Here is a 19,284-nt window from a genome sequence, read left to right on the forward strand (position 1 = left end):
CTCGGCTCTGAACGGCATCATGCATGCAGCATAACTGATGATCGACACAGGGGGTGAAAGAAACATGAGTAAACTGAATACAATATCTTCAGCAGAAACATCGTTGACGGATGTTCATACAGAAAAAGAATCAGAAGTGTCTGTGAGCTGGAGAGATTATGTGACTATTTCGAAAACCGGAATAGTGATGTCCAATCTTATAACGACGTTTGCAGGGCTGTTTTTGGCTGCGTATTATACCGAAGCCGCGCTTGCCTTCGTTCTGCTTACAGGTTTCTTCGCGCTAACCGGTTCGGCTCTGATTATCGCAGGTGGCTGTGCGCTCAATAACTACATTGACCGCGACATTGACCACAAAATGGAACGGACGAAAGACCGGCCGACGGTAAGCGGTGTTCTGTCTGGAAAACAGACGCTCACGTACGGACTTGCTGCATCGATTGCAGGAACTGCACTGCTGGCAGCGGCTTCTCCGATGGCTGCTTTTATCGGAGTCATTGGTCTCTTTATTTACGTTGTTCTTTATTCTATGTGGACAAAGCGGACAACCACGCTGAACACCATTGTAGGTAGTTTCGCGGGTGCAGTACCGCCGCTGATCGGTTGGGCGGCAGTAGATCCCGGGCTTCATCCCTATGCCTGGTCTCTCTTTCTGATAATGTTCATCTGGCAGCCGCCGCATTTTCTCGCACTGGCGATGAGAAGAGTAGAGGAGTACCGTGAGGCTGGAATCCCAATGCTTCCCGTAGTCGCCGGCTTTGAGGTGACGAAGAGGCAGATCATCTGGTATGTAGCGGCATTGATTCCCGTATCCCTGCTCATAGCTGATTTCGGTGTAGTCTACACTATTGCAGCCCTGATTCTAGGGTTTGGCTGGCTGATTTACGGCTTGAAGGGCCTGAGGGCAGAAGATGACAAAAAATGGGCGACCGGTATGTTTATCTATTCTCTGAACTACCTCACCATTTTGTTTGCATTGATGGTTATTGTTCATATGTTTTAAAAAACAAAAAAGAAAGTGGGGTTTCCGACACGATGAAGCATTTCATGCGACTCCTTCCATTTTCGCTGATCCTGTTACTGGCAGGATGCGGGATGGAAAACTTATCCGCTCTCGATCCACGTGGTCCTGTAGCCGAAATGCAGTTCGATCTGATCATGCTCTCTACATATGTCATGATCTTCGTGATGGTCGTTGTATTTTCCATCTACATCTACGTTCTGCTGCGCTTCCGTGAACGTCCTGGTGATACGCACATTCCTGAGCAGGTCCACGGTAACCGTGCCCTGGAATTTATCTGGACGACGATCCCAATTCTACTGCTCTTGATCCTTGCGATCCCGAACGTGATGGATACGTTCACACTTGCAGACACTAGTGCTCCAACCGAGGGTGAAGGTGTAGAAGAGGAAGAAGAAGACGTTTTGAATGTCGAAGTTCACGCGCACCAGTTCTGGTGGGAATTCATCTATCCGGACCATGATATCAACGCAGGTCAGGAAATGTACATTCCTACAGACACACGGGTGAACGTCGAACTGCACGCGAGCGATGTCATCCATTCCTTCTGGGTGCCGGCACTCGCTGGTAAAATGGACAACGTTCCCGGCATTGAAAATGAAATGTGGTTTGAAGCACCGGATGAAGGCGTTTACTTCGGTAAATGTACGGAAATCTGTGGTGCGTCACACTGGCTCATGGACTTTAAAGTGATCGCCGTAGACGAAGGGACGTTCAGCGTGTGGGCAGAAAACATGGCTGAACCGGATCCGGAAATCGTCGAAGGTGAAGGCGAAGTAGCTGCTCAGGGCCGTGAAGTTTTTGAAGGCAACTGCATCAACTGTCACGCTGTCGGTGATGAAGGCGGCGCGCAGGGGCCGAACATGACGAACTACGGAGAACGGGAAGTGGTAGCTGGATTCCTCGATTATACAGAAGAGAATCTCTACGACTGGATCCGTGATCCTGATGCATTGAAGCCAGACAATGAAATGCCCGGCTTTGACGAAAGCGCCATTTCTGACGATGAAATGGATGCGCTGATTGAATATATCGGTCAGCAGCGAGTACTGGATTAACTATCAGATAAAGGAGGTTATCTCACGTGTCAAACAGCAGTACGTCGAAAAAAAGCGTACTCTGGGACTGGCTGACAACGGTCGACCATAAGAAGATCGGTATCATGTACTTCTTCGGCGGCCTTTTCTTCTTCACAATAGCCGGGCTGGAAGCGATGCTTATGCGTATCCAGCTTATGTTCCCGGAAATGAGCTTTTTACATGAACAAACGTATAATGAAGTACTTACGATGCACGGAACCACGATGCTGTTTCTTGCAGCGATGCCGTTATTCTTCGCTTTTATGAACTTTGTCGTTCCACTGCAGATCGGTGCACGGGATGTTGCTTTCCCGTTCATCAACTCACTAGGGTTCTGGCTGTTCCTGTTTGGTGGACTTCTACTGAACCTCAGCTGGTTCACTGGTGGAGCCCCGGACGCAGGGTGGACGGCTTATGCACCGCTCTCGACAACATCAGCAGGGCACGGGCTCGATTATTACATCATGGGCTTGCAGGTCAGTGGTGCCGGAACCTTAATGTCGGGTATTAACTTTCTTGTAACAATCGTGAACATGCGTGCACCGGGTATGAGCATGATGAGAATGCCGCTGTTCACCTGGACTACATTTGTAACGTCCATGCTGATCCTCTTTGCTTTCCCGGCACTGACTGTAGGTCTGCTTCTGCTGATGATGGACCGTATATTCGGAGGAGCTTTCTTCGATGTTGCAATGGGTGGTAATGTTGTGATTTATCAGCACTTATTCTGGATCTTCGGCCACCCGGAAGTATATATTCTGATTCTGCCGGCTTTCGGTATCTTCTCTGAGGTTATATCGACCTTTGCGAAGAAACGTCTTTTCGGCTACTCCGCGATGGTGTTTGCAACCATGATCATCGGTTTTCTTGGTTTCATGGTTTGGGCGCACCACATGTTCACAGTTGGTATGGGTCCTATCGCCAACGCCATCTTTGCCGTAGCAACCATGGCAATTGCAGTACCTACTGGAATCAAGATATTCAACTGGCTGTTAACCCTCTGGGGCGGAAGAATCCGCTTTACGGTAGCGAATCTCTTTGCACTGGCCTTCATTCCATCCTTTGTTATGGGTGGTGTCACCGGGGTACAGCTGGCAATGAGTGCTGCTGACTATCAGTTCCACGACACGTATTTCGTAGTAGCACACTTCCACTACGTGATTATTGGTGGTTCTGTATTCGGTATCTTCTCTGCTACATTCTACTGGTGGCCGAAGATGTTTGGGTACCGTCTCAGTGAATCCCTCGGCCGCTGGTTCTTCTGGCTGTTCCTGATCGGTTTCCATCTGACATTCTTTGTCCAGCACTTCCTTGGACTGATCGGTATGCCTCGTCGTGTGGCATCCTACCTCGACGGACAGGGATTAAATGAAATGAACTTTATCAGCTCTATGGGTGCATTCATGATGGCATTTGCCTTTATTCTTCTTGTCATTAACGTATTCGTATCCAGAAAGAATACAGATGATGTGCAGGATCCGTGGGATGGTCGAACACTTGAGTGGGCAACCACATCACCGGTTCAGGAGTATAACTTTGCTCAGACACCGCTTGTACGTGAACTCGATGCATTCTGGCATGAAAAGCAGTTCGGTGATGGACGAATGAAGGCTGCAGAACCACTGGATGATATCCACATGCCAAATGGGTCGATTCTGCCTATCATCATCACAACCGGGCTGACAGTAGCAAGTTTCGGCGTTATCTATTCGACGTGGTCTATCATCATCCTTGGTCTTCTGATCAACTTCGGAGCGATGTTTGTCCGCTCGATTAAGGAAGATCACGGCTATCACATTCCAGTATCGGAAATTAAGCGCGAACAGGGGGAGGGTAAATAATGGCAGATCAACATGCAGCAGCCAACCAGCCCCTGCCGGCAAATCCGGAAAAAGCGACGCTGGAAGGCCGTAATAAGTATCTCGGTTTCTGGTTCTTCCTTGGTGGTGAGACAGTCTTGTTCGGCTCCCTTTTCGGTGCATACCTCGGTTTAAGAGGTAGTACGGAAGGGGCGCCCGGACCAGATGAACTGTTCCACCTGGACCTTGTTTTTATCATGACAATGATTCTATTGACGAGTAGTTTGACAAGTGTGTTCGCCGTTATTAATTTAAAACGCGGCCATTTCAAAAAACTGCTTGTCTGGATGTGGGCGACTGTGGCACTTGGTGCCGCCTTCCTGTCCTTTGAGATTTATGAGTTTTACGAATACTATCATCAGGGACTCGGCTTCACGGTAAGTGCCTTTGCCTCTTCCTTCTATACGCTCGTAGGAACGCACGGTGCACACGTTGCTTTTGGTGTTGCCTGGATCACGACACTGCTGATCCGATACCGTAAATCCGGTATCACGCTGTCCAATGCACCGAAGTTTTATACAGCTGTGCTGTACTGGCACTTTATCGACGTTGTATGGGTGTTTATCTTTACGGTAGTATATCTTCTTGGAGTAGGAGGTTGATCGCATGTCCCACGTAGATCCGAGTGCGCCGCTGGAGGGTAAGCCCTCCAAGGCGACAGAACGGAAGCTGAAAAACGAGGCAAGAACCCAGATTGTATCGTTTGTGTTTATGATTTTCATCACGTCTACAGCCTTCCTGACGGTGGCAAGTGATGTGATTCCAACCCACTTTGCGATTCCTTTCATCCTCATGCTTGCCGGTGTGCAGGTCGTTATGCAGCTGTACTATTTCATGCACATGAACGCGAAAGGCAACGGCTGGATAAACGTGATGCTCTGGAGTGGCATGTTCGTGGCCGCTCTGACTGTTGCAGCGCTCACGGTAATCATTGGAGAAACAAAATTTTAAACAGATGCCGGGATCGAAATAATCTCGTCAAAAAAAATGGTGTCCGTTATCGTCAATCGATAACGGACACCATTTTGCTTTAAAAAGAGGCATAGGTGCTGCAGACAAAGATGAGAGCCGTGCGGGAGTGCCCGGCTGCAATGTGCAAGGAAAAAGGGTTGTATAATGGATGATAGGGTAGGGATTCATTCCCATGGTATCTTTTCTTCTGTTTCAGGCGGACGCTTGCCCTCAACGATCCTCGCGTTGCGAACAGGATGTTCGGACGGTGCTTGATCTCTCTGGCGCCGCCCCTCTTCACCACTGATAAGATTTTGTTTTTGTTTTTTAAAAGAGAATCCTAGGTGCCATTTGAAAAGCGTCTGAGCATGCCTGAGCCTAATTCACCCCAACATGTGAATGGGAACCGAAAAGAGCTGCCGTCTCGTTTATATTTTGAAGTTCATCTTGATTAAGCCGGCTTCCCTTGCGCTCGAGAACAAAATCACAAGCAGCGGGCCGAGAATAAACCCGACTGCGCCGAGCAGCATCAGTCCGATGTAGAGAGAGATGAGGGTCGCAATCGGAGAAAGGCCGATGTGGTGACCCATGACTTTCGGCTCGACGGTTCTCCGAATAGTAAGCAGAATCGCCGCAAGTATGCCGAGCTGTACAGCCATGGCTGTATCTCCCATAAACAGGACGACAATGGCCCATGGAGCAAGAATCGCAATGGAACCGATAATCGGGATGAAGTCGATCAGCCAGATCAAGACAGACATGATGAGGGCCACTTCTGGAGCAATGAATAATAAAGAAACGAACGTTACGATGAAGATAATGATGCTTACCAGAAACTGTGCCTTGAAAAACCCTAAAATGACCGAAGACAACCGGGAGGACATGAATCTTACTTTTTCCGCTGTCTCCGGCTTGAAATAAGAAAAGGTTTTGTCCCGGAGCCGGGGCAGATCGAGCAGGAATAAATAAAGAGCAATCAAAAAGACAAGCAGAGACACAATGTACGACGGGATGCTCATGACGACATCTGTTGCCGCCCCCAAAATGTCCCAGTCCTGCAGCACCTCCCGCTGACGAAACAGCCACTGCGTTACTTCTTCATCCAGCGTATCCACGATATCTTCAGACATATGGTCAAACTGCTGACGCAGCGTATCCAGCAGGTTCATCCAGGCAAGGTTAATTTCGTTAATCATGTTCGGCAGGTTCTCAATAAACTGGTTCACCTGTATGAGCGCCCGGGTCAGAGCAAAGTAGGCGAGCAGCGATAGAACGGAGACAAAGCTGACAAACACAATAAAAACGGCCATGCTCCGAGATAACCTGAAACGAAAAACAAGGGATTTAACAGCCGGCGAAAGAAACAGGGCTGTGATGAATGCCAGAATTAAAGGAACTGAGACCGGCAGTATAAAATAAATAACGGCCAGAGCTGCCAGAATGGCGAGGCCGATTCCTATGTATTTTCTCCATTGATTTGACAATGCCGGGCTCCTTTCCGTCAGTAGATTGGCAGAAAAAAACTTTCGATCTTATCCAGGAACGCGAAAAGATCGAAAGTCAGTTTCTTCAGCCGATTGCATCTTCCTTAATTTTTTCGCGGATGCTTTCAATCTTCTTCATGCACTTATCCACTATACGGTCCGGGAATACTTCATCATACTCCACTCCGTGAGGGTAATAGTGCTTACCAACATACGGATTCATCATGCGTACTTTGGCACTGTCCTTTGGGATCTCACCTTCGTGGACATGAGCCGGTACCCGGAAATAGTACGTTTCCTTCCGCACCTCATCCACGATCTTATAATCATATGTGATGCGTTCGTAATCCCACTGGCAGTCAAAACCTTCGCTCTGCATAATCTCGTCTAAATCGGCGAAATTAATCAACGTTTCATTCAGTGCTGATTGTTCAAACTTCATACAGGTTCCTCCTCGCTGCAATGTAACTTGTCCACTATTTATCTTATTATGAATCGGGGTCAGTTGCAACGCAGAAGCAGTGATTTCCCTGTTTTGTTTCCATAGTGTCAACGCACCGTCACAATCAGGCAGAAAATCCAGGTGCGAGAAGATATTATCACCTCCTGCAGGAGATCAGCTTTTCCGACCGGGGTAGTGCATGCTATAATGACAGTGGAGGTGAGGTCTACATGATGACAATGACCGACATATCCCTCGTGCAGACGGCTCAGGATATGAGCGAAAAAATCACATCATCTGAATTATTTCAGGAGTATATAGAAGCCAAGCTGGAAGTACAGCAGAATACGGACCTTCAGAGAAGGCTGCAGGAATTTCAGCAGCTGAAGGAACAGTATGATGAGGTGCAGCGATTCGGGAAATATCATCCCGAATTCAAGGAGATCACGAAGCGGGTCCGGGAATACAAACGAGAGCTCGATACCGACCCCGTCGTTGCTTCGTTTAAAGAAAAAGAGAAAGAACTGCATGAAATGCTGAGTGAAATCAGCCAGATGTTTGCCGGTGAGGTTTCCCCCAATATTAAAGTTCCGACTGGGAACCCGTTTTTCGACGCCCAGCAGTCTTCCTGCAGCGGCGGCTGTGGTTCAGGCGGAAGCTGCGGATGCAGCTGATAAGGAGGAATATGGATGATTGGCACAAAGCGTGTCGGCCTGGCGGTCTATATTAAATCACTAAAACAGGTGAAACAGCTGAAGCAGTACGGCCATGTGCATTACGCTTCGAGAAAAATGAAGTACGTGATCCTGTACTGTAACGTAGCTGATGCAGAAAGAATAGCTGCATCTCTCGAGAAAATGCCGTACGTCAAAGAAGTAAAAATGTCTATGAGACCCTGGGTGAAAACCGAGTATGAAGGCTTTGTTCCGAAAGAGGAAAAGAAGGCCGATTACAAGATGGGCTTGTAGCACCGTCATTTATGGGAGCCGCTGAAGCAGGTGGAGTTCTTTTTGAGCGGCATGAAAGCAGAACATAAACGGAATAACCGCGCCGGAAGTGTGTCATCTTCCGGCGCGTTTTGTCCGGAATGAGGGCCGTACGGAACCGCGGCGCTCTTCACGATAAACAAAGAGGTGCAGAATTATGAGGATTATCAGCGGCAGTTGCAGAGGCCGTCCGGTGAAAGCGGTAGCCGGTATGAAAACGAGGCCGACGACAGACAAAGTCAGAGAGGCTCTTTTCCATCGAATCGGTCCTTATTTCGATGGAGGGAGTATGCTTGATTTATACAGCGGCAGTGGTGCTGTTGGGCTGGAGGCTTTATCAAGAGGGATGGACCATGCCGTATTTGTTGATGAAGCACAGGCGGCAGTCAAGACGATCCGGGCGAACGTGAAAAGTTTGAATATGGCGGAATCAGCCGAAATCTACCGGACAGATGCAGCAAAAGCTGTCCGGGCTTCGGCAAGAAAAAACCGTCAATTTGACATCATTTTTATGGATCCTCCTTATGCCGACCAGCAGGTCAATACGATGCTGGAGCTGATCTGGGGAGAGCAAATTCTGAAAGCGGACGGTCTCGTGATCGCAGAAACATCCTCGGATGCTGTCTTACAGGACAGCGGTGCCGTGTATTATTATGGAGGGACAAAAATCACGATTTGGGAGGCAGATGAGATCTATGGTTAAAGCAGTCGTACCGGGAAGTTTTGATCCCATTACGAATGGTCATATCGATATTATTGAGCGGGGCTCGTCTCTTTTTGATGAAGTGATTGTTGCCGTTCTTCACAACAGCCGCAAGAACCCCCTATTCTCACTGGAGGAAAAACAGGAGATGATCTGGGAATCGGTCGCGCATCTATCGAACGTCCGGTCGGAGGTATTTGATGGCCTGCTGGCAGATTTTGCTGCCAATCAAGGAGCGTCCGTCCTGTTGAAAGGGCTTCGTTCCATGACTGATTTCGATTACGAAACACCGATGGCGGTGATGAATAATAAAATGCACAATGAACTGGAAACGGTATTCCTTTATTCGAAACCGGAATTCGCCCATATCAGCTCCAGTATTGTGAAAGAAACAGCCAGGTTTCACTCGCTGCCCCCGGGCCAGGTTCCCGATTCGGTGGAGAAGCGCCTGCTGCAGAAATTCAGCAGGGCGGATTAGAAGCCAGGATCCCTCTTGAATGATACAATGCAGGAAAAGCTAATCAGAGGTGTTTTCAATGGAAGAGCAAGCAAGCCGAAGGCGGATGCCCTGGGTGAAGTGGGTCGTTCTCCTTGCTGTCCTGCTGGCACTGCAGTTTGTCCAGCTCCCTTACTATTTTTCGATGCCGGGAGATGCGGCTGAATTAACGAATATGATTGAAGTGGAAGACAGACAGGAATATGAAGGAAGCTTTGCGCTGACAACCATCCGGATGGGACAGGCAAACCCTGTGAACTATATTTGGGCTCTCTTCAGTGATCAGCGTGATCTCATGCATGAAAATGAAGTGCGTCCGGAAGGTGAAACGGATGAGATGTACCAGCACAGGCAGGCGATGCTGATGACATCGTCGCAGGAGCAGGCGATCATAACAGCGTACGAAGCCGCTGGACACACTGCTGAATTTGAAGAGCATGGTGTATTCGTCACCTCGATCATTGAAGGCATGGATATCGAAGGGAAGCTGCTCCCCGGCGACCGGATCACCGGACTCGATGGAGAGAATGTAAGCAACCTGGATGAGATGTTTGCCGTGCTTGAAGAGCGTGACATTGGAGACACGGTGACAGTCCAATTCGAGAGAGACGAGGCGGAGGACACCGTCGAAGTAGAAATGCAGGAATTTCCTGAAGATCTCGGAGCTGACCCAGGCGAAGGTGGACTTGGCGTCTCCAACCCTGTGAATGACCGGGAGTTAATCCGTGATCCGGATGTCGATATAGACGCCGATCAAATCGGCGGTCCTTCCGCGGGGCTGATGTTTGCACTTGAAATATACAATCAGCTTACCGAAGAAGATATCACCGGCGGATACCGCGTTGCCGGTACCGGCTCGATCGATGATAATGGTCAGGTCGGGCGCATCGGAGGAGTCAAACAGAAGGTGTATGCAGCTGATGATGATAATATCGATGTTTTCTTCGTTCCTGTAGAAGAGGGCGAGGCGGATTCGAATTATGAGATTGCCGTGGAAACGGCGGAGCGCATAGGCACGGATATGCAGGTGGAAGCAGTAGGCACATTCCAGGAAGCTCTCGACATTCTTGATGACCTTCGGGAAACGTGATAGAGCATTCACGCTGCGTAGCAGCCCATGTCCCTTTCCCAGCGGAGGAATGCCTGGAAGGGGCGGGGACAATTTCGTGCTCCAGTACGTGAAAAACGCTTTCGATAATCCAGTATGGATTGTCGAGAGCGTTTTATTTGTAAGTTCTGTTCAAGCTAGTTGTTGTTATTTTATGAAAGCAGCGATAGGCGGCGACGCTCAAGGGATAAGCGCAATCCGAACATCCTCCTTTGCATCGCGAAGGATCGTGGAGGACAAGCCTCTGAGCTAGCGTCCGTCGAAAGCGGATGAAATCAACAACGAACGATAACACAGCCTATTTGTAAGGTGTAAGAATGCTGATGTTCTCAGCGAAGGAGACGATGGCTTTGCGTATTGCGGGAAGAAAGAAGATCGCTTGCTTTCCTTCAACAGTCTGCGGTACACGCCTTTCCGACGAAAAGGCGCTCTGCGCTTTTGGTCGTCACAATCATGAGACACACACATGGAAGTGAGCTTGCTCAGGTTTACTGCCATGCGTGCAAACCCTGTTTCACCTTGACGCTGCCTCTCACCGACATGCTGGTGAAACGCTAATTCGCCTTCAGACACCCAAACCCTGCATGCACGTCGGTTTTACGACGACCGCCGACGGCGCCTGTTTCTGCTTCCGAGAGCAGTGGGCGGATATACTCTTTTGGATTTCCAATCTTTCCATATCGTACACTTTCGATAATTTCCTTTTTCCGCTTTGGAGCAGCCGACCCGAATTGCACCATACGTTCAGTTCTCTCCTTCGTTCAGCCTGAATGTTCATTCAACTCCCGGTCGATCGCTTCGATGGGGACACCTCGTGGAAAGGTATTTTTGTCCGTTCGGTTAGAGGAAATCATTGCCGCCTTGAGGTTCTAACCTCATAGAGCACGAGCGGGAAGGTTCTGGATTTTGGGAACTCAATCATACACTCTGACGGTCTCTTCATAAACGCTCTTTCTTGAAACGGCAGGGAGTGCGAGCTTATGAACCGCCGCAGCTTTTAAGGAGAGCGCACTCATCCCGTTACGCTGTTCTTTTGCCATTGTGTACACCGGCAGAGTGCTCTGCAGATGACGAAGACGTTCTCTTCCCCGTTTATTCATGCCGAATACCCGGATGCTGTCTACACCGTACTCAAGGCAAGCTTCAACAGCGTTCTGCTTCCAGCCAAGCAGAACGGCAACAGCGAGCCGCTGCAGCCGTGTACGTGTATAGCGCTTCGATTTTACAGCCCGGAAGAATTGTTCCGCATTCGCCTGATGACGGTGTTTGTACATCACGGATTCTAATCCTTCGACACATCCGAAGATCTCTTTGATGCCGTCTGGTTCCAGTAATTCCAGCTGGTGCTGCAGGAAAGGATAATACGCCTCCCACGTGTGAATCAGCCCGTCCGAATCAAGGAAGCCGGTCAGCTTCTCCCAGGAACGAGCTGGCAGGTAGGGGGAGACTTCCGCTGCATCCTTGCCTTCGTTAATACTTCGTCTGATTGCTGTCGCGCTGGCAATTCGACTGGCTGTACGCAGGTGTTCCTCGTGGTAGGAGGCTTCGATACGGGGGATTGTATGCATCGTGATGCCGAATCTGCGTGCAGCTTTTACATACTGCAGGCCGAGTGCATTGTTCGGCTGCTGCATGTCCGTCATTCCATCAGGGGGATTCATCGAGGCAACCGCCTTTTCGTAACTCCTGGGAAAGCTGCTGCCTTTCTTCAATTGATCAGTCAGGCGCTCTTCCAAAGCTTTCTCATTCTCCTCGAGCCAAGAGCATGCATCATAAAAAGGCTGAACGATTCCATGCTCACTTCCAAAGCAGATATCTGTGACGCCGAGTTCATGAAGCACTTGTACAGCACCTTCAGCGAAAATAGCAGCGTTTTGAACCGCAAACACCGCCGGTAGTTCGACAACAAGGTCTATGCCGCAGGATAAAGCCGTCTCCGTACGCTCCCATGCGGGCATGACCGCCGGCTCTCCACGCTGTAAAAACGGACCGCTCATCACAGCGACCGTGCAGTCGGGCTGCACAAGCTCCTGTGCCTGCTGGACATGATACAGATGACCGTTATGGAATGGATTGTATTCAACGATGAGACCTAATACACGCAATACCGACACCTCTCTCTTGACAAAATTCCTTCTGAAAGTATATCATAGCTGTTCAGTATTGCAGTGGCTGCAGGCAGAGAATAATGTAAAGAGATTACCTTGACATTTAAAAAACCGGGCGATATAATTACATTTGTTGTCTTGAGGTGAATATAATGAAATGGTCGATACAGCAGCTTCTCGGCTTTCGCGGCGAGGAGTTGTCTCTTGATGAATCGGTCGATGTCTCAGAGGTCAGGAATGCAGACCGTGAGATTCGTGAAATTTCAAGCGTACACGTAAAAGGAAGCGGCTCTGTTACGAGAGAGCTCGCTACGTTCACACTCCACATCAGTGGAACAATGACGCTTCCCTGTGCACGTACGCTCAATGATGTCGAATATCCTTTCTCCATCGATGCAGTTGAAGCATTTCAGCTGTCTGAATGGGCCACCTTCGATGAGGATGAAGACGTTCACGAATTAACTAGTAACACGGTCGATCTGATGCCTTACGTAAGGGAGCGGATCCTCTTGGAAAAGCCGCTCCGCGTCTTCAGTGATAAGCCGGAAGGACCTGCTCCTGAATCCGGATCAGGCTGGGAGCTGCAGGCTGAGCAGCATGACCAGCCGGAAGAAAAAGTGGATCCGAGAATGGCGAAGCTGAAACAGTTATTTAATGATGAATGATCTTCAAGGAGGTGGGACTGTTGGCAGTACCTTTTCGTAAAACGAGTAAAACCCGCAAAAACAAGCGCCGGACACACAAAAAGCTGCGTGTACCGGGTATGGTAGAGTGTCCTGACTGCGGAGAGATGAAGCTCTCTCACCGTGTGTGCAAAGCATGCGGATCTTACAAAGGACGCGATGTAGCAAGCAAGTAATAAAAAGCCTGATGCCGATAGACGGTATCAGGCTTTTTATATTAGGATAAAGATAGAGACCTTCTCCGCCTGCCTCCCAGACTAGAAAATGGGGTTTCGAAAAATGCCTGGATGAGTTTGCTTCGTTGAAATAATGGCGCCGGAAAACAGCTGTCCTTTTTCTTTTCGGAAAGCTCAGTGTTATTTGATGAAAGCAGCGATAGGCGGCGACGCTCAATGGACATCCACCGGAGCAAGCGTCCGCCGAAAGCGGATGAAATCACAACGAACGATAACACAGCCTTCGGAAAGAATACGAACGTAGTAAACCGGCTGCCGCCTGAGGAAGACGGATATCAAAAGATCCTGCGGCGACGTCGTCATGTACTAGGAAGCAGGGGCTTCCTCTTCGGCAGTCCAAGCTGCAGCGGCGAACAAGCACTGCTTGATCTATCAACTTACACGAGACGCGTTTTTTTTCGCTCTGTAGATGAAGATATAGGAAGAAGCCGCGCATCGGACGGTATGGTATGATGAAGAAATGGAGCATCGATGTCAGGGGGAAGACGTATGCCTGTACTGGAACGAGATCGGGTGAACAGCGTGGAGTATTGGATGCTGAACCGGCCGCATGTAAAAAATGCCGTCAACATAGAGCTCATGAAAGAGCTCCAGGAGGCGCTGATGGATGTGGAGAGGCATCCCCCTCAGCAGCTTCTTGTTTACGGCGCAGGAAATACTTTCTGCAGTGGAGGCGATGTGAAAGCTTTCCGCGGCCTCCAGACGAGCCGGGAGGCACTAGGGATGCTGCTCCCCATGAACCGCGTACTCCAGCAGATCCGCGCACTCGACTTTCCTGTTACAGCCTACATAGAAGGGACTGCGGCCGGTGGAGGAGCAGAGCTTGCCGTCTGCTGTGACTATATCGCCGCACACCCTGATGCAGCACTGGGCTTTATCCAGGGCAGCATTGGGCTGACGACCGGCTGGGGCGGGGAGACCTGTCTATTGTCAAAGGTTGATGCAGAAGCAGCGGAACAGGCACTGGCGAGTGCAGCGCTTTACCCTGCTGATGTCTGGAACCGCTCCGGACTGATTGACACCTGGGCACGTTCACCGGAAGAGGCGGCGCGGAATGTCGAAAGCCTGATCCAGTGCAGGTCGGGACGGCGTCTTCCGGCTCCGTCGGATGAGGTGTTCAGCCGGATGGAGCAGGAAGCCTACCGGTGCGCAGAAAGGTGGGCTTCAAAGGAACATCACGATGCTGTTGCTTCCTTCATTGAAAGAAGAAGGGAAGAGCGTTAATCCACATGTACAGAAAAAAACAGCCGCCGTATGAAATCTCATACAGGCAGCTGTTTCTATCAATGGATGATCAAGTTTTCTGTTCAGAAACGCCTTTTGGAAACCATACATACGGATTTTCGCCGCGGTCCCGTGTTTCGTCGTACGTCAGCGGTTCAAATCCCTGCTTCTGCCAGAAGTCGTCGGATCGCTGTCTTGCATTTGTTTTCAGCGGAAGCCCGTGGGACTTCGCGAAGTTGACCATGGCATTGCCGATTCCCTTTCCCTGAAAGCCGGGCAGTACTTCCAGCTTCCACAGTTCCAGATAATCCTGTGGAGGGTCAAAGTATCGGTCGAACTGGCTGTCAATCCGGTACAGGCTCATTCTGCCGACGAGCTTGTCTCCGAAATAAATGCCATAAAAAGGAGATTCACTGTCGTTTTCAACAATGTTGTCCTGCAGGTCTTCTTTCATGGAAAGTTCCTGTATGCCATACTCCCGGAAGTTTTCAAAATGCTCGAGCGTTTTGAAATTGATTTTCAACGGTACTACTTCGTGTTCCATTGACTGTCCCTCCACTTTCGTAACTGTATTGTGCCTTTGTAAGCGCTGTACTCATTATAGCTCAAATTGCTGCAGGATGAAAGCGATGGCAGAAGCAGCTGACGTGCCCTGCGTGAACGCATGCGGTCCATGACAGGGCAGTAGGAACGAAAACCATGGTGATAAAAAGGAGGAAACAAGCATGAATATTGGTATAGCTGGTGGTGGCTCCCTTGGTCTGCTTTATGGATTTTATGCGGCTGCTGCGGGTCATCGCGTCTGGTTTAAAACGAAAACGGAAGAGCAGGCAGCCGAAATCCGGAAGCACGGCGTGAAAATGGGAACCAGCACCGTGCAGGCGGATGCGGGCACAGGCCGTTTTCCAGATAACACGGACGGCATCATCAATGCGGTAAAGCAATATCATCTGCCGGAGCTGCTGGCGGAAGGACTGCCGGATGTTCCAGTGCTTTTTCTACAGAATGGCATGGGGGACGAGCATCTGATCGACACCATGGTGCAGACGCCGGTCATGGGTGTCAGCACACATGGGGCGGTGCGGACCGGCTTGAACATCGTCCGCCACACGGGCCATGGATGTACGTATTTTGCCGAAGAGGCCGGTGCGTACCCTGTCATCCAGTCACTTCAGGCTCTTGATGATCACTTCCCGGTTGTGCTGACAGAGGATCTTGACAGGATACGCAAGAAAAAACTGGCTGCTAATGCTGTTATTAATCCACTGACAGTGCTGACGGGGGAAAAAAACGGCAGTATTCTCGAGCAGCAGGAAATGTTTGACCGGGCGCGGCTGCTGTATCAGGAGGCGGCGGATGCACTGGAGCTTCCTATGCAGGACTGGAGCTTTATTGAAGAGGTACTGGAGAGCACACGCGAAAATTATTCTTCCATGCTCGTCGACTATATGGAAAAACGGCCGCTGGAAATCGAGGAAATCAATGGAGCAGTCCTACGGTTGGCGGAAGCTTCTGGCAGATCTGCGGAGGAGCATCGAGCAGTGATGAAAGAAGTGATAGAGAAGGTGAACAAGCATGGGTGAGGTGGATCTGTTGTTTCTTGCGGCAGCTTCTTTGATGCCGGCTGTCGTATTTGTTCTCGTCTATGTAGTGTTAAAAAAGCTGCGCGTGTCCAAAAACAGAGCGATGCAGGTCAGTGCCGATGTCACCGTTCCCTTTTTGATTGCAGCGACTCTTCTAATAGGCGGCCACATCTGGCAGACAGGCTCGGTTGGATGGGCCGTGCTGCTTTATACCGCTACGCTCATCCTCTTTCTCCTCCTCCATTGGAAAACGGCGGAAGAAGTGCAGATGTGGAAAGCGGTCCGTCAGGCGTGGCGGTTTCAGTTTTTGATTTATGCACTGCTTGTCGCAGGTTTGGCAGTGGTCGGTTTTTTCTGGGCATGAGCGGATTCGTTTCTGAACAGCGCGCTCTCTGCTATGATATGGAAAGGAAAATGACAGAAAGGTTGGCTGACGATGAAGCTCACATGCAGACCGCTGTTTGACACGGACAGCTTCGCAGGAAAATACATGAACAAGGATGCGGATGTAACCAGATTCTATGATTACGAATGGGATGATGAGGAAAGCCGACTGGAGGATATCGATCAAACCACCTATCCACGCAGGGAACTGTCTGAAGCACTGACAGCCTATCAGATAAAACATGGCGGGTCCCCGCAGTCGCTGGATCATGCCAGGGCGCTCGCACATGAGCAGGCTGCAGTAGTTGTCGGAGGGCAGCAGGCCGGCCTGCTTACCGGTCCTGCTTACACCATACATAAAGCCGTCTCGATCATTCTGGAGGCAGAGCGTCTCCAGCAGAAGTGGGACCGGCCCTTCATTCCGATGTTCTGGATTGCAGGGGAAGATCATGATGTGGACGAAATCAACAACACGTTTGTTCACCATCGGCAGGAGCTGGCCCGGGAAAAGATATTTGGCCGCAATGACAAACGGACGCCGGCTTCTGAACGCTACATTAAGCAGTCGGAAGCGGACGCAGCGATCGACGCGCTCCTTGCCCACATCAACGAGACGCAGTGGACTGCGCGTCTGCGGGAAGAGCTGCGGTCGATGACCGAGGAGCCTCTTACATACAGCAGCTGGTGTGCGAAGGTGATGCTCTATTTGTTTGCTGACAGCGGGCTTGTTGTCATGGACGCACATCATCCTGATGTAAGAAAACTGGAGCAGGAAACTTTTCTCACTATGCTCGACCGGAGCAGTGCCATCCAAGAGTCCGTGCAGCAGGCGGCGGCCGAATTTGAAAAGGGCGGATATGAAAACCCGGTGAATCTCGATAAAGAGAACATGCACCTGTTTATCCACCACCAGGATGAACGATTTCTGCTTTACAATGAAGGAAATACGATCAAAGAAAAGAATGGCTCCCGTTCGTGGGATTATGAAGCTTTTTTTACACAGGCGCAAAAGGGAGATTTCCAGTTCAGTAATAACGTGATTACCCGTCCGGTTATGCAGGATATCCTGCTTCCCGTGCACACATTTATCGCAGGAGCCGGCGAATTGAAATACTGGGGGCTCCTGCAGGGGGCATTTCATGCTATGAACCACCACATGCCTCTGGTTCGGCCCCGCGATTCCTTTACTTGGATATCGAGGAAAACGAAAAAAACGATGATGGATTATCAGCTGACGCCGGAGCAGGCTGCCGACGAGACGACAGCGCACCTGCAGGAGCAGCTGAAACAGCAGTGGAAAGCGGCAGATGAATCGGCAGCAGCAGAGAAAGCAGAGCGCCTGATGCGGGAAGCGCTCAAGCCTCTCAGTGAAGTGCTCCAGGATGACCGGCAGCTTCATGACACGTACAACAAGAAAGCGGCTGCACTGATTGACGCGTATCGTCAGGATGTCACGAAAGCAGTGGATGCGAGAGTGCACGTGGACACCGTCCGGCTGGAATCGCTTGAAACCGAACTCCGTCCTGGTAATGCCAAACAGGAACGTGTACTGAATATTCTTCCTTTTCTCAATGTGTACGGACCAGATCTGATTGAGGGGCTCCTGAGACGGCTGCGGGATAAAGACACGAACACGCCCCGGGACTGGTTTATCTATCTGTAGCTTCCCGTTCACCCGAGGGGAGGACACGCATCTTCTGAGAATCGGGCTGTCCGTTGAACCGTCCAGGTTGAGTGGGCCACTGCACGAATGAAAAATAGATGAATAAAAGCAGCGTAAACCGACGATCAACGGGATGAAGATCGTCGGTTTTTTTAAAGTATAGGCGCTGTTAAAGCCTAGTGTTGTTATAACAAAAGTACGCCTGCGGCTCTTTTTTCTTCGCTTGCCGCGGAGACATCCTTCCGCTTTCCCTCCCTTACGTCCGGGAGGATCTTCACGCTTTCTTTATCCGCAGGCGTCTCGAAAAATAGCCTGGGCCTGCTCCGTTTCATAAAAGTTTCTTTTCTTTCAGAAGGACGCAGCGAAGACCGGCGGGCGGACGCCTGTGGAAGCTGGAGATTTCCTCCACGGCAAGCCTGCCGAGTTGCAGCAGCGTTTTCTGTCATTATCAACAATAAACAAGAACAGAGTTAAAGTATAAGAATGAATAAGTTTTCATACAGGGGGACGACGGCTTCATGCGCTGCACGGGAAGAAACAAAAACATCTTCTTCCCTCAAAAGGCTTGCAGCGCTTCCGCACGCCGTTCCGACCAAAAGGCGCTTTGCGCTTTTGTTCAAGTATAAGAATGTATCAGTTCTCATAAAGGGTGACGGTGTAGCCAGCTGCTCGGGAAGTAGGAAGAACCCATGCTTCTCTCAAAGAGCCTGCGGTACACGCCGTTCGCAAGAAAAGGTTCTCTGCGCTTTCGTGCTGGTGAAATCAAGACCGTACGGTTTCTATCACGGGTTTTCCTGAAAAGACAAACACGCGGAAAAAGCAAGGGCTGAATATGCCCCGTCGCTGTAGTGGCGACGATCAGCCGAAGCCTTGCCCGCGGCAAGTGATTGTCATTGGAAGGATCAACCCCTCTCATACAGAAAGAGGCTGGGACAAAAAGTTCTAGCTAAGTAAAAACGCTTCCGATTATCCAAAATGGATAATCGTAAGCGTTTTGTTTGTACATTCGAATAACGCAGGCGACTCATGGCAGTGAACTTCCTTAAGTTCACTGCCATGAGTGCAAATCCCATTTCTTGTTTCACCTTGTCTTTGCCTCTCACCGACATTCTGGTGAAACGCAAATTCGCCTTCAGAAACCCAAAAACTGGTTCTACGTCGGTTTTACGCCGCCCGTAAATTGCTCCAGTTTCTTCTTCCGAAAGCAGTTGACGAATATTCTCTTTTTGCTTCTCCCATTTTTCATTGAGATAAACCTTGCGGTTTTTTCCTTC

General features: G+C 49.9%; 21 protein-coding genes. 16 read left to right on the forward strand and 5 right to left on the reverse strand.

From position 1 onward, the window contains the following. The first annotated feature begins 64 nt into the window (after window positions 1-64). The 5 genes from cyoE to G477_RS0112110 are packed head-to-tail and all read left to right on the forward strand — an operon-like array spanning window position 65 to window position 4,910. Window positions 65-1,003 (forward strand): heme o synthase, encoded by a 939-nt coding sequence (cyoE, locus tag G477_RS0112090; RefSeq protein WP_026698171.1) that lies wholly within the window; start codon window positions 65-67, stop codon window positions 1,001-1,003. A gap of 32 nt (window positions 1,004-1,035) precedes the next feature. Further along, window positions 1,036-2,079, forward strand: a complete 1,044-nt coding sequence (gene coxB, locus G477_RS0112095; RefSeq protein ID WP_026698172.1) for a cytochrome c oxidase subunit II — start codon at window positions 1,036-1,038, stop codon at window positions 2,077-2,079. Between the two features lie 26 nt (window positions 2,080-2,105). After that, a complete protein-coding gene (gene ctaD / locus G477_RS0112100; protein WP_026698173.1) occupies window positions 2,106-3,941 on the forward strand; it encodes a cytochrome c oxidase subunit I in 1,836 nt (611 codons plus the stop codon). Further along, on the forward strand, window positions 3,941-4,561 hold the full coding sequence (locus G477_RS0112105) for a cytochrome (ubi)quinol oxidase subunit III (RefSeq protein WP_035211967.1): 621 nt from the start codon (window positions 3,941-3,943) through the stop codon (window positions 4,559-4,561). The genes ctaD and G477_RS0112105 overlap by 1 nt, the downstream gene beginning before the upstream one ends. A 4-nt stretch (window positions 4,562-4,565) precedes the next feature. Beyond that, window positions 4,566-4,910, forward strand: coding sequence for a cytochrome C oxidase subunit IV family protein (locus G477_RS0112110; protein WP_051287987.1), 345 nt, complete (start codon window positions 4,566-4,568; stop codon window positions 4,908-4,910). Window positions 4,911-5,338: 428 nt separating this feature from the next. On the opposite strand, the gene ytvI is transcribed toward G477_RS0112110, so the two are convergent. Together ytvI and G477_RS0112120 are read right to left on the reverse strand one after the other, a co-directional pair. Further along, window positions 5,339-6,394 (reverse strand): sporulation integral membrane protein YtvI, encoded by a 1,056-nt coding sequence (ytvI, locus tag G477_RS0112115; protein ID WP_026698176.1) that lies wholly within the window; start codon window positions 6,392-6,394, stop codon window positions 5,339-5,341. A gap of 85 nt (window positions 6,395-6,479) precedes the next feature. Further along, complete coding sequence (locus tag G477_RS0112120) at window positions 6,480-6,836, reverse strand: YugN family protein (RefSeq protein ID WP_026698177.1); 357 nt, start codon at window positions 6,834-6,836, stop codon at window positions 6,480-6,482. 230 nt (window positions 6,837-7,066) lie between these two features. On the opposite strand from G477_RS0112120, the gene G477_RS0112125 reads away from it, so the two are divergent. The 5 genes from G477_RS0112125 (at window position 7,067) to G477_RS0112145 (ending at window position 10,111) form a co-directional block, all read left to right on the forward strand. Beyond that, window positions 7,067-7,510: a YlbF/YmcA family competence regulator gene (locus tag G477_RS0112125; protein ID WP_026698178.1), complete on the forward strand. Its 444-nt coding sequence runs from the start codon at window positions 7,067-7,069 to the stop codon at window positions 7,508-7,510. Between the two features lie 15 nt (window positions 7,511-7,525). Further along, window positions 7,526-7,804, forward strand: a complete 279-nt coding sequence (locus tag G477_RS0112130; RefSeq protein WP_026698179.1) for a YlbG family protein — start codon at window positions 7,526-7,528, stop codon at window positions 7,802-7,804. A 175-nt stretch (window positions 7,805-7,979) separates the two neighbouring features. Beyond that, window positions 7,980-8,525: a 16S rRNA (guanine(966)-N(2))-methyltransferase RsmD gene (gene rsmD / locus G477_RS0112135; RefSeq protein WP_026698180.1), complete on the forward strand. Its 546-nt coding sequence runs from the start codon at window positions 7,980-7,982 to the stop codon at window positions 8,523-8,525. After that, complete coding sequence (gene coaD, locus G477_RS0112140; protein WP_026698181.1) at window positions 8,518-9,003, forward strand: pantetheine-phosphate adenylyltransferase; 486 nt, start codon at window positions 8,518-8,520, stop codon at window positions 9,001-9,003. The genes rsmD and coaD overlap by 8 nt, the downstream gene beginning before the upstream one ends. A gap of 85 nt (window positions 9,004-9,088) precedes the next feature. Beyond that, entirely contained in the window at window positions 9,089-10,111 is a 1,023-nt protein-coding gene (locus tag G477_RS0112145; RefSeq protein ID WP_245575502.1) for a SepM family pheromone-processing serine protease, read from the forward strand. 932 nt (window positions 10,112-11,043) lie between these two features. On the opposite strand, the gene G477_RS0112155 is transcribed toward G477_RS0112145, so the two are convergent. Beyond that, entirely contained in the window at window positions 11,044-12,234 is a 1,191-nt protein-coding gene (locus G477_RS0112155; protein ID WP_026698184.1) for a nucleotidyltransferase, read from the reverse strand. A 155-nt stretch (window positions 12,235-12,389) separates the two neighbouring features. On the opposite strand from G477_RS0112155, the gene G477_RS0112160 reads away from it, so the two are divergent. From G477_RS0112160 to G477_RS19530, 3 genes are all read left to right on the forward strand, one after another. Then, a complete protein-coding gene (locus G477_RS0112160) occupies window positions 12,390-12,902 on the forward strand; it encodes a YceD family protein (RefSeq protein ID WP_026698185.1) in 513 nt (170 codons plus the stop codon). 20 nt (window positions 12,903-12,922) lie between these two features. Beyond that, a complete protein-coding gene (gene rpmF, locus G477_RS20965) occupies window positions 12,923-13,096 on the forward strand; it encodes a 50S ribosomal protein L32 (protein WP_156897346.1) in 174 nt (57 codons plus the stop codon). 549 nt (window positions 13,097-13,645) lie between these two features. Further along, complete coding sequence (locus G477_RS19530) at window positions 13,646-14,380, forward strand: enoyl-CoA hydratase/isomerase family protein (protein ID WP_051287990.1); 735 nt, start codon at window positions 13,646-13,648, stop codon at window positions 14,378-14,380. A 70-nt stretch (window positions 14,381-14,450) separates the two neighbouring features. Here G477_RS19530 and G477_RS0112175 read toward each other — a convergent pair whose 3' ends face one another. Then, the gene (locus tag G477_RS0112175) at window positions 14,451-14,924 is read right to left on the reverse strand and encodes an N-acetyltransferase (RefSeq protein ID WP_026698187.1); all 474 of its coding nucleotides are present in this window, start codon (window positions 14,922-14,924) and stop codon (window positions 14,451-14,453) included. A 181-nt stretch (window positions 14,925-15,105) separates the two neighbouring features. Here G477_RS0112175 and G477_RS0112180 point away from each other — a divergent pair, with 181 nt between their 5' ends. From G477_RS0112180 to bshC, 3 genes are all read left to right on the forward strand, one after another. Next, on the forward strand, window positions 15,106-15,963 hold the full coding sequence (locus tag G477_RS0112180) for a 2-dehydropantoate 2-reductase (RefSeq protein ID WP_026698188.1): 858 nt from the start codon (window positions 15,106-15,108) through the stop codon (window positions 15,961-15,963). Then, complete coding sequence (locus G477_RS0112185) at window positions 15,956-16,327, forward strand: DUF3397 domain-containing protein (RefSeq protein ID WP_026698189.1); 372 nt, start codon at window positions 15,956-15,958, stop codon at window positions 16,325-16,327. The genes G477_RS0112180 and G477_RS0112185 overlap by 8 nt, the downstream gene beginning before the upstream one ends. Before the next feature lie 72 nt (window positions 16,328-16,399). Then, on the forward strand, window positions 16,400-18,010 hold the full coding sequence (bshC, locus tag G477_RS0112190) for a bacillithiol biosynthesis cysteine-adding enzyme BshC (protein WP_026698190.1): 1,611 nt from the start codon (window positions 16,400-16,402) through the stop codon (window positions 18,008-18,010). Window positions 18,011-18,912: 902 nt separating this feature from the next. Here bshC and G477_RS19535 read toward each other — a convergent pair. Continuing rightward, window positions 18,913-19,284, reverse strand: a 372-nt coding sequence (locus tag G477_RS19535) for a transposase (RefSeq protein ID WP_245575499.1), incomplete at its 5' end; no start/stop codon positions are given.

Origin of the sequence: Alkalicoccus chagannorensis DSM 18086 (assembly GCF_000429725.1) — a bacterium.
In the GTDB taxonomy this organism is placed as follows: Bacteria; Bacillota; Bacilli; order Bacillales; family Salisediminibacteriaceae; genus Alkalicoccus; species Alkalicoccus chagannorensis.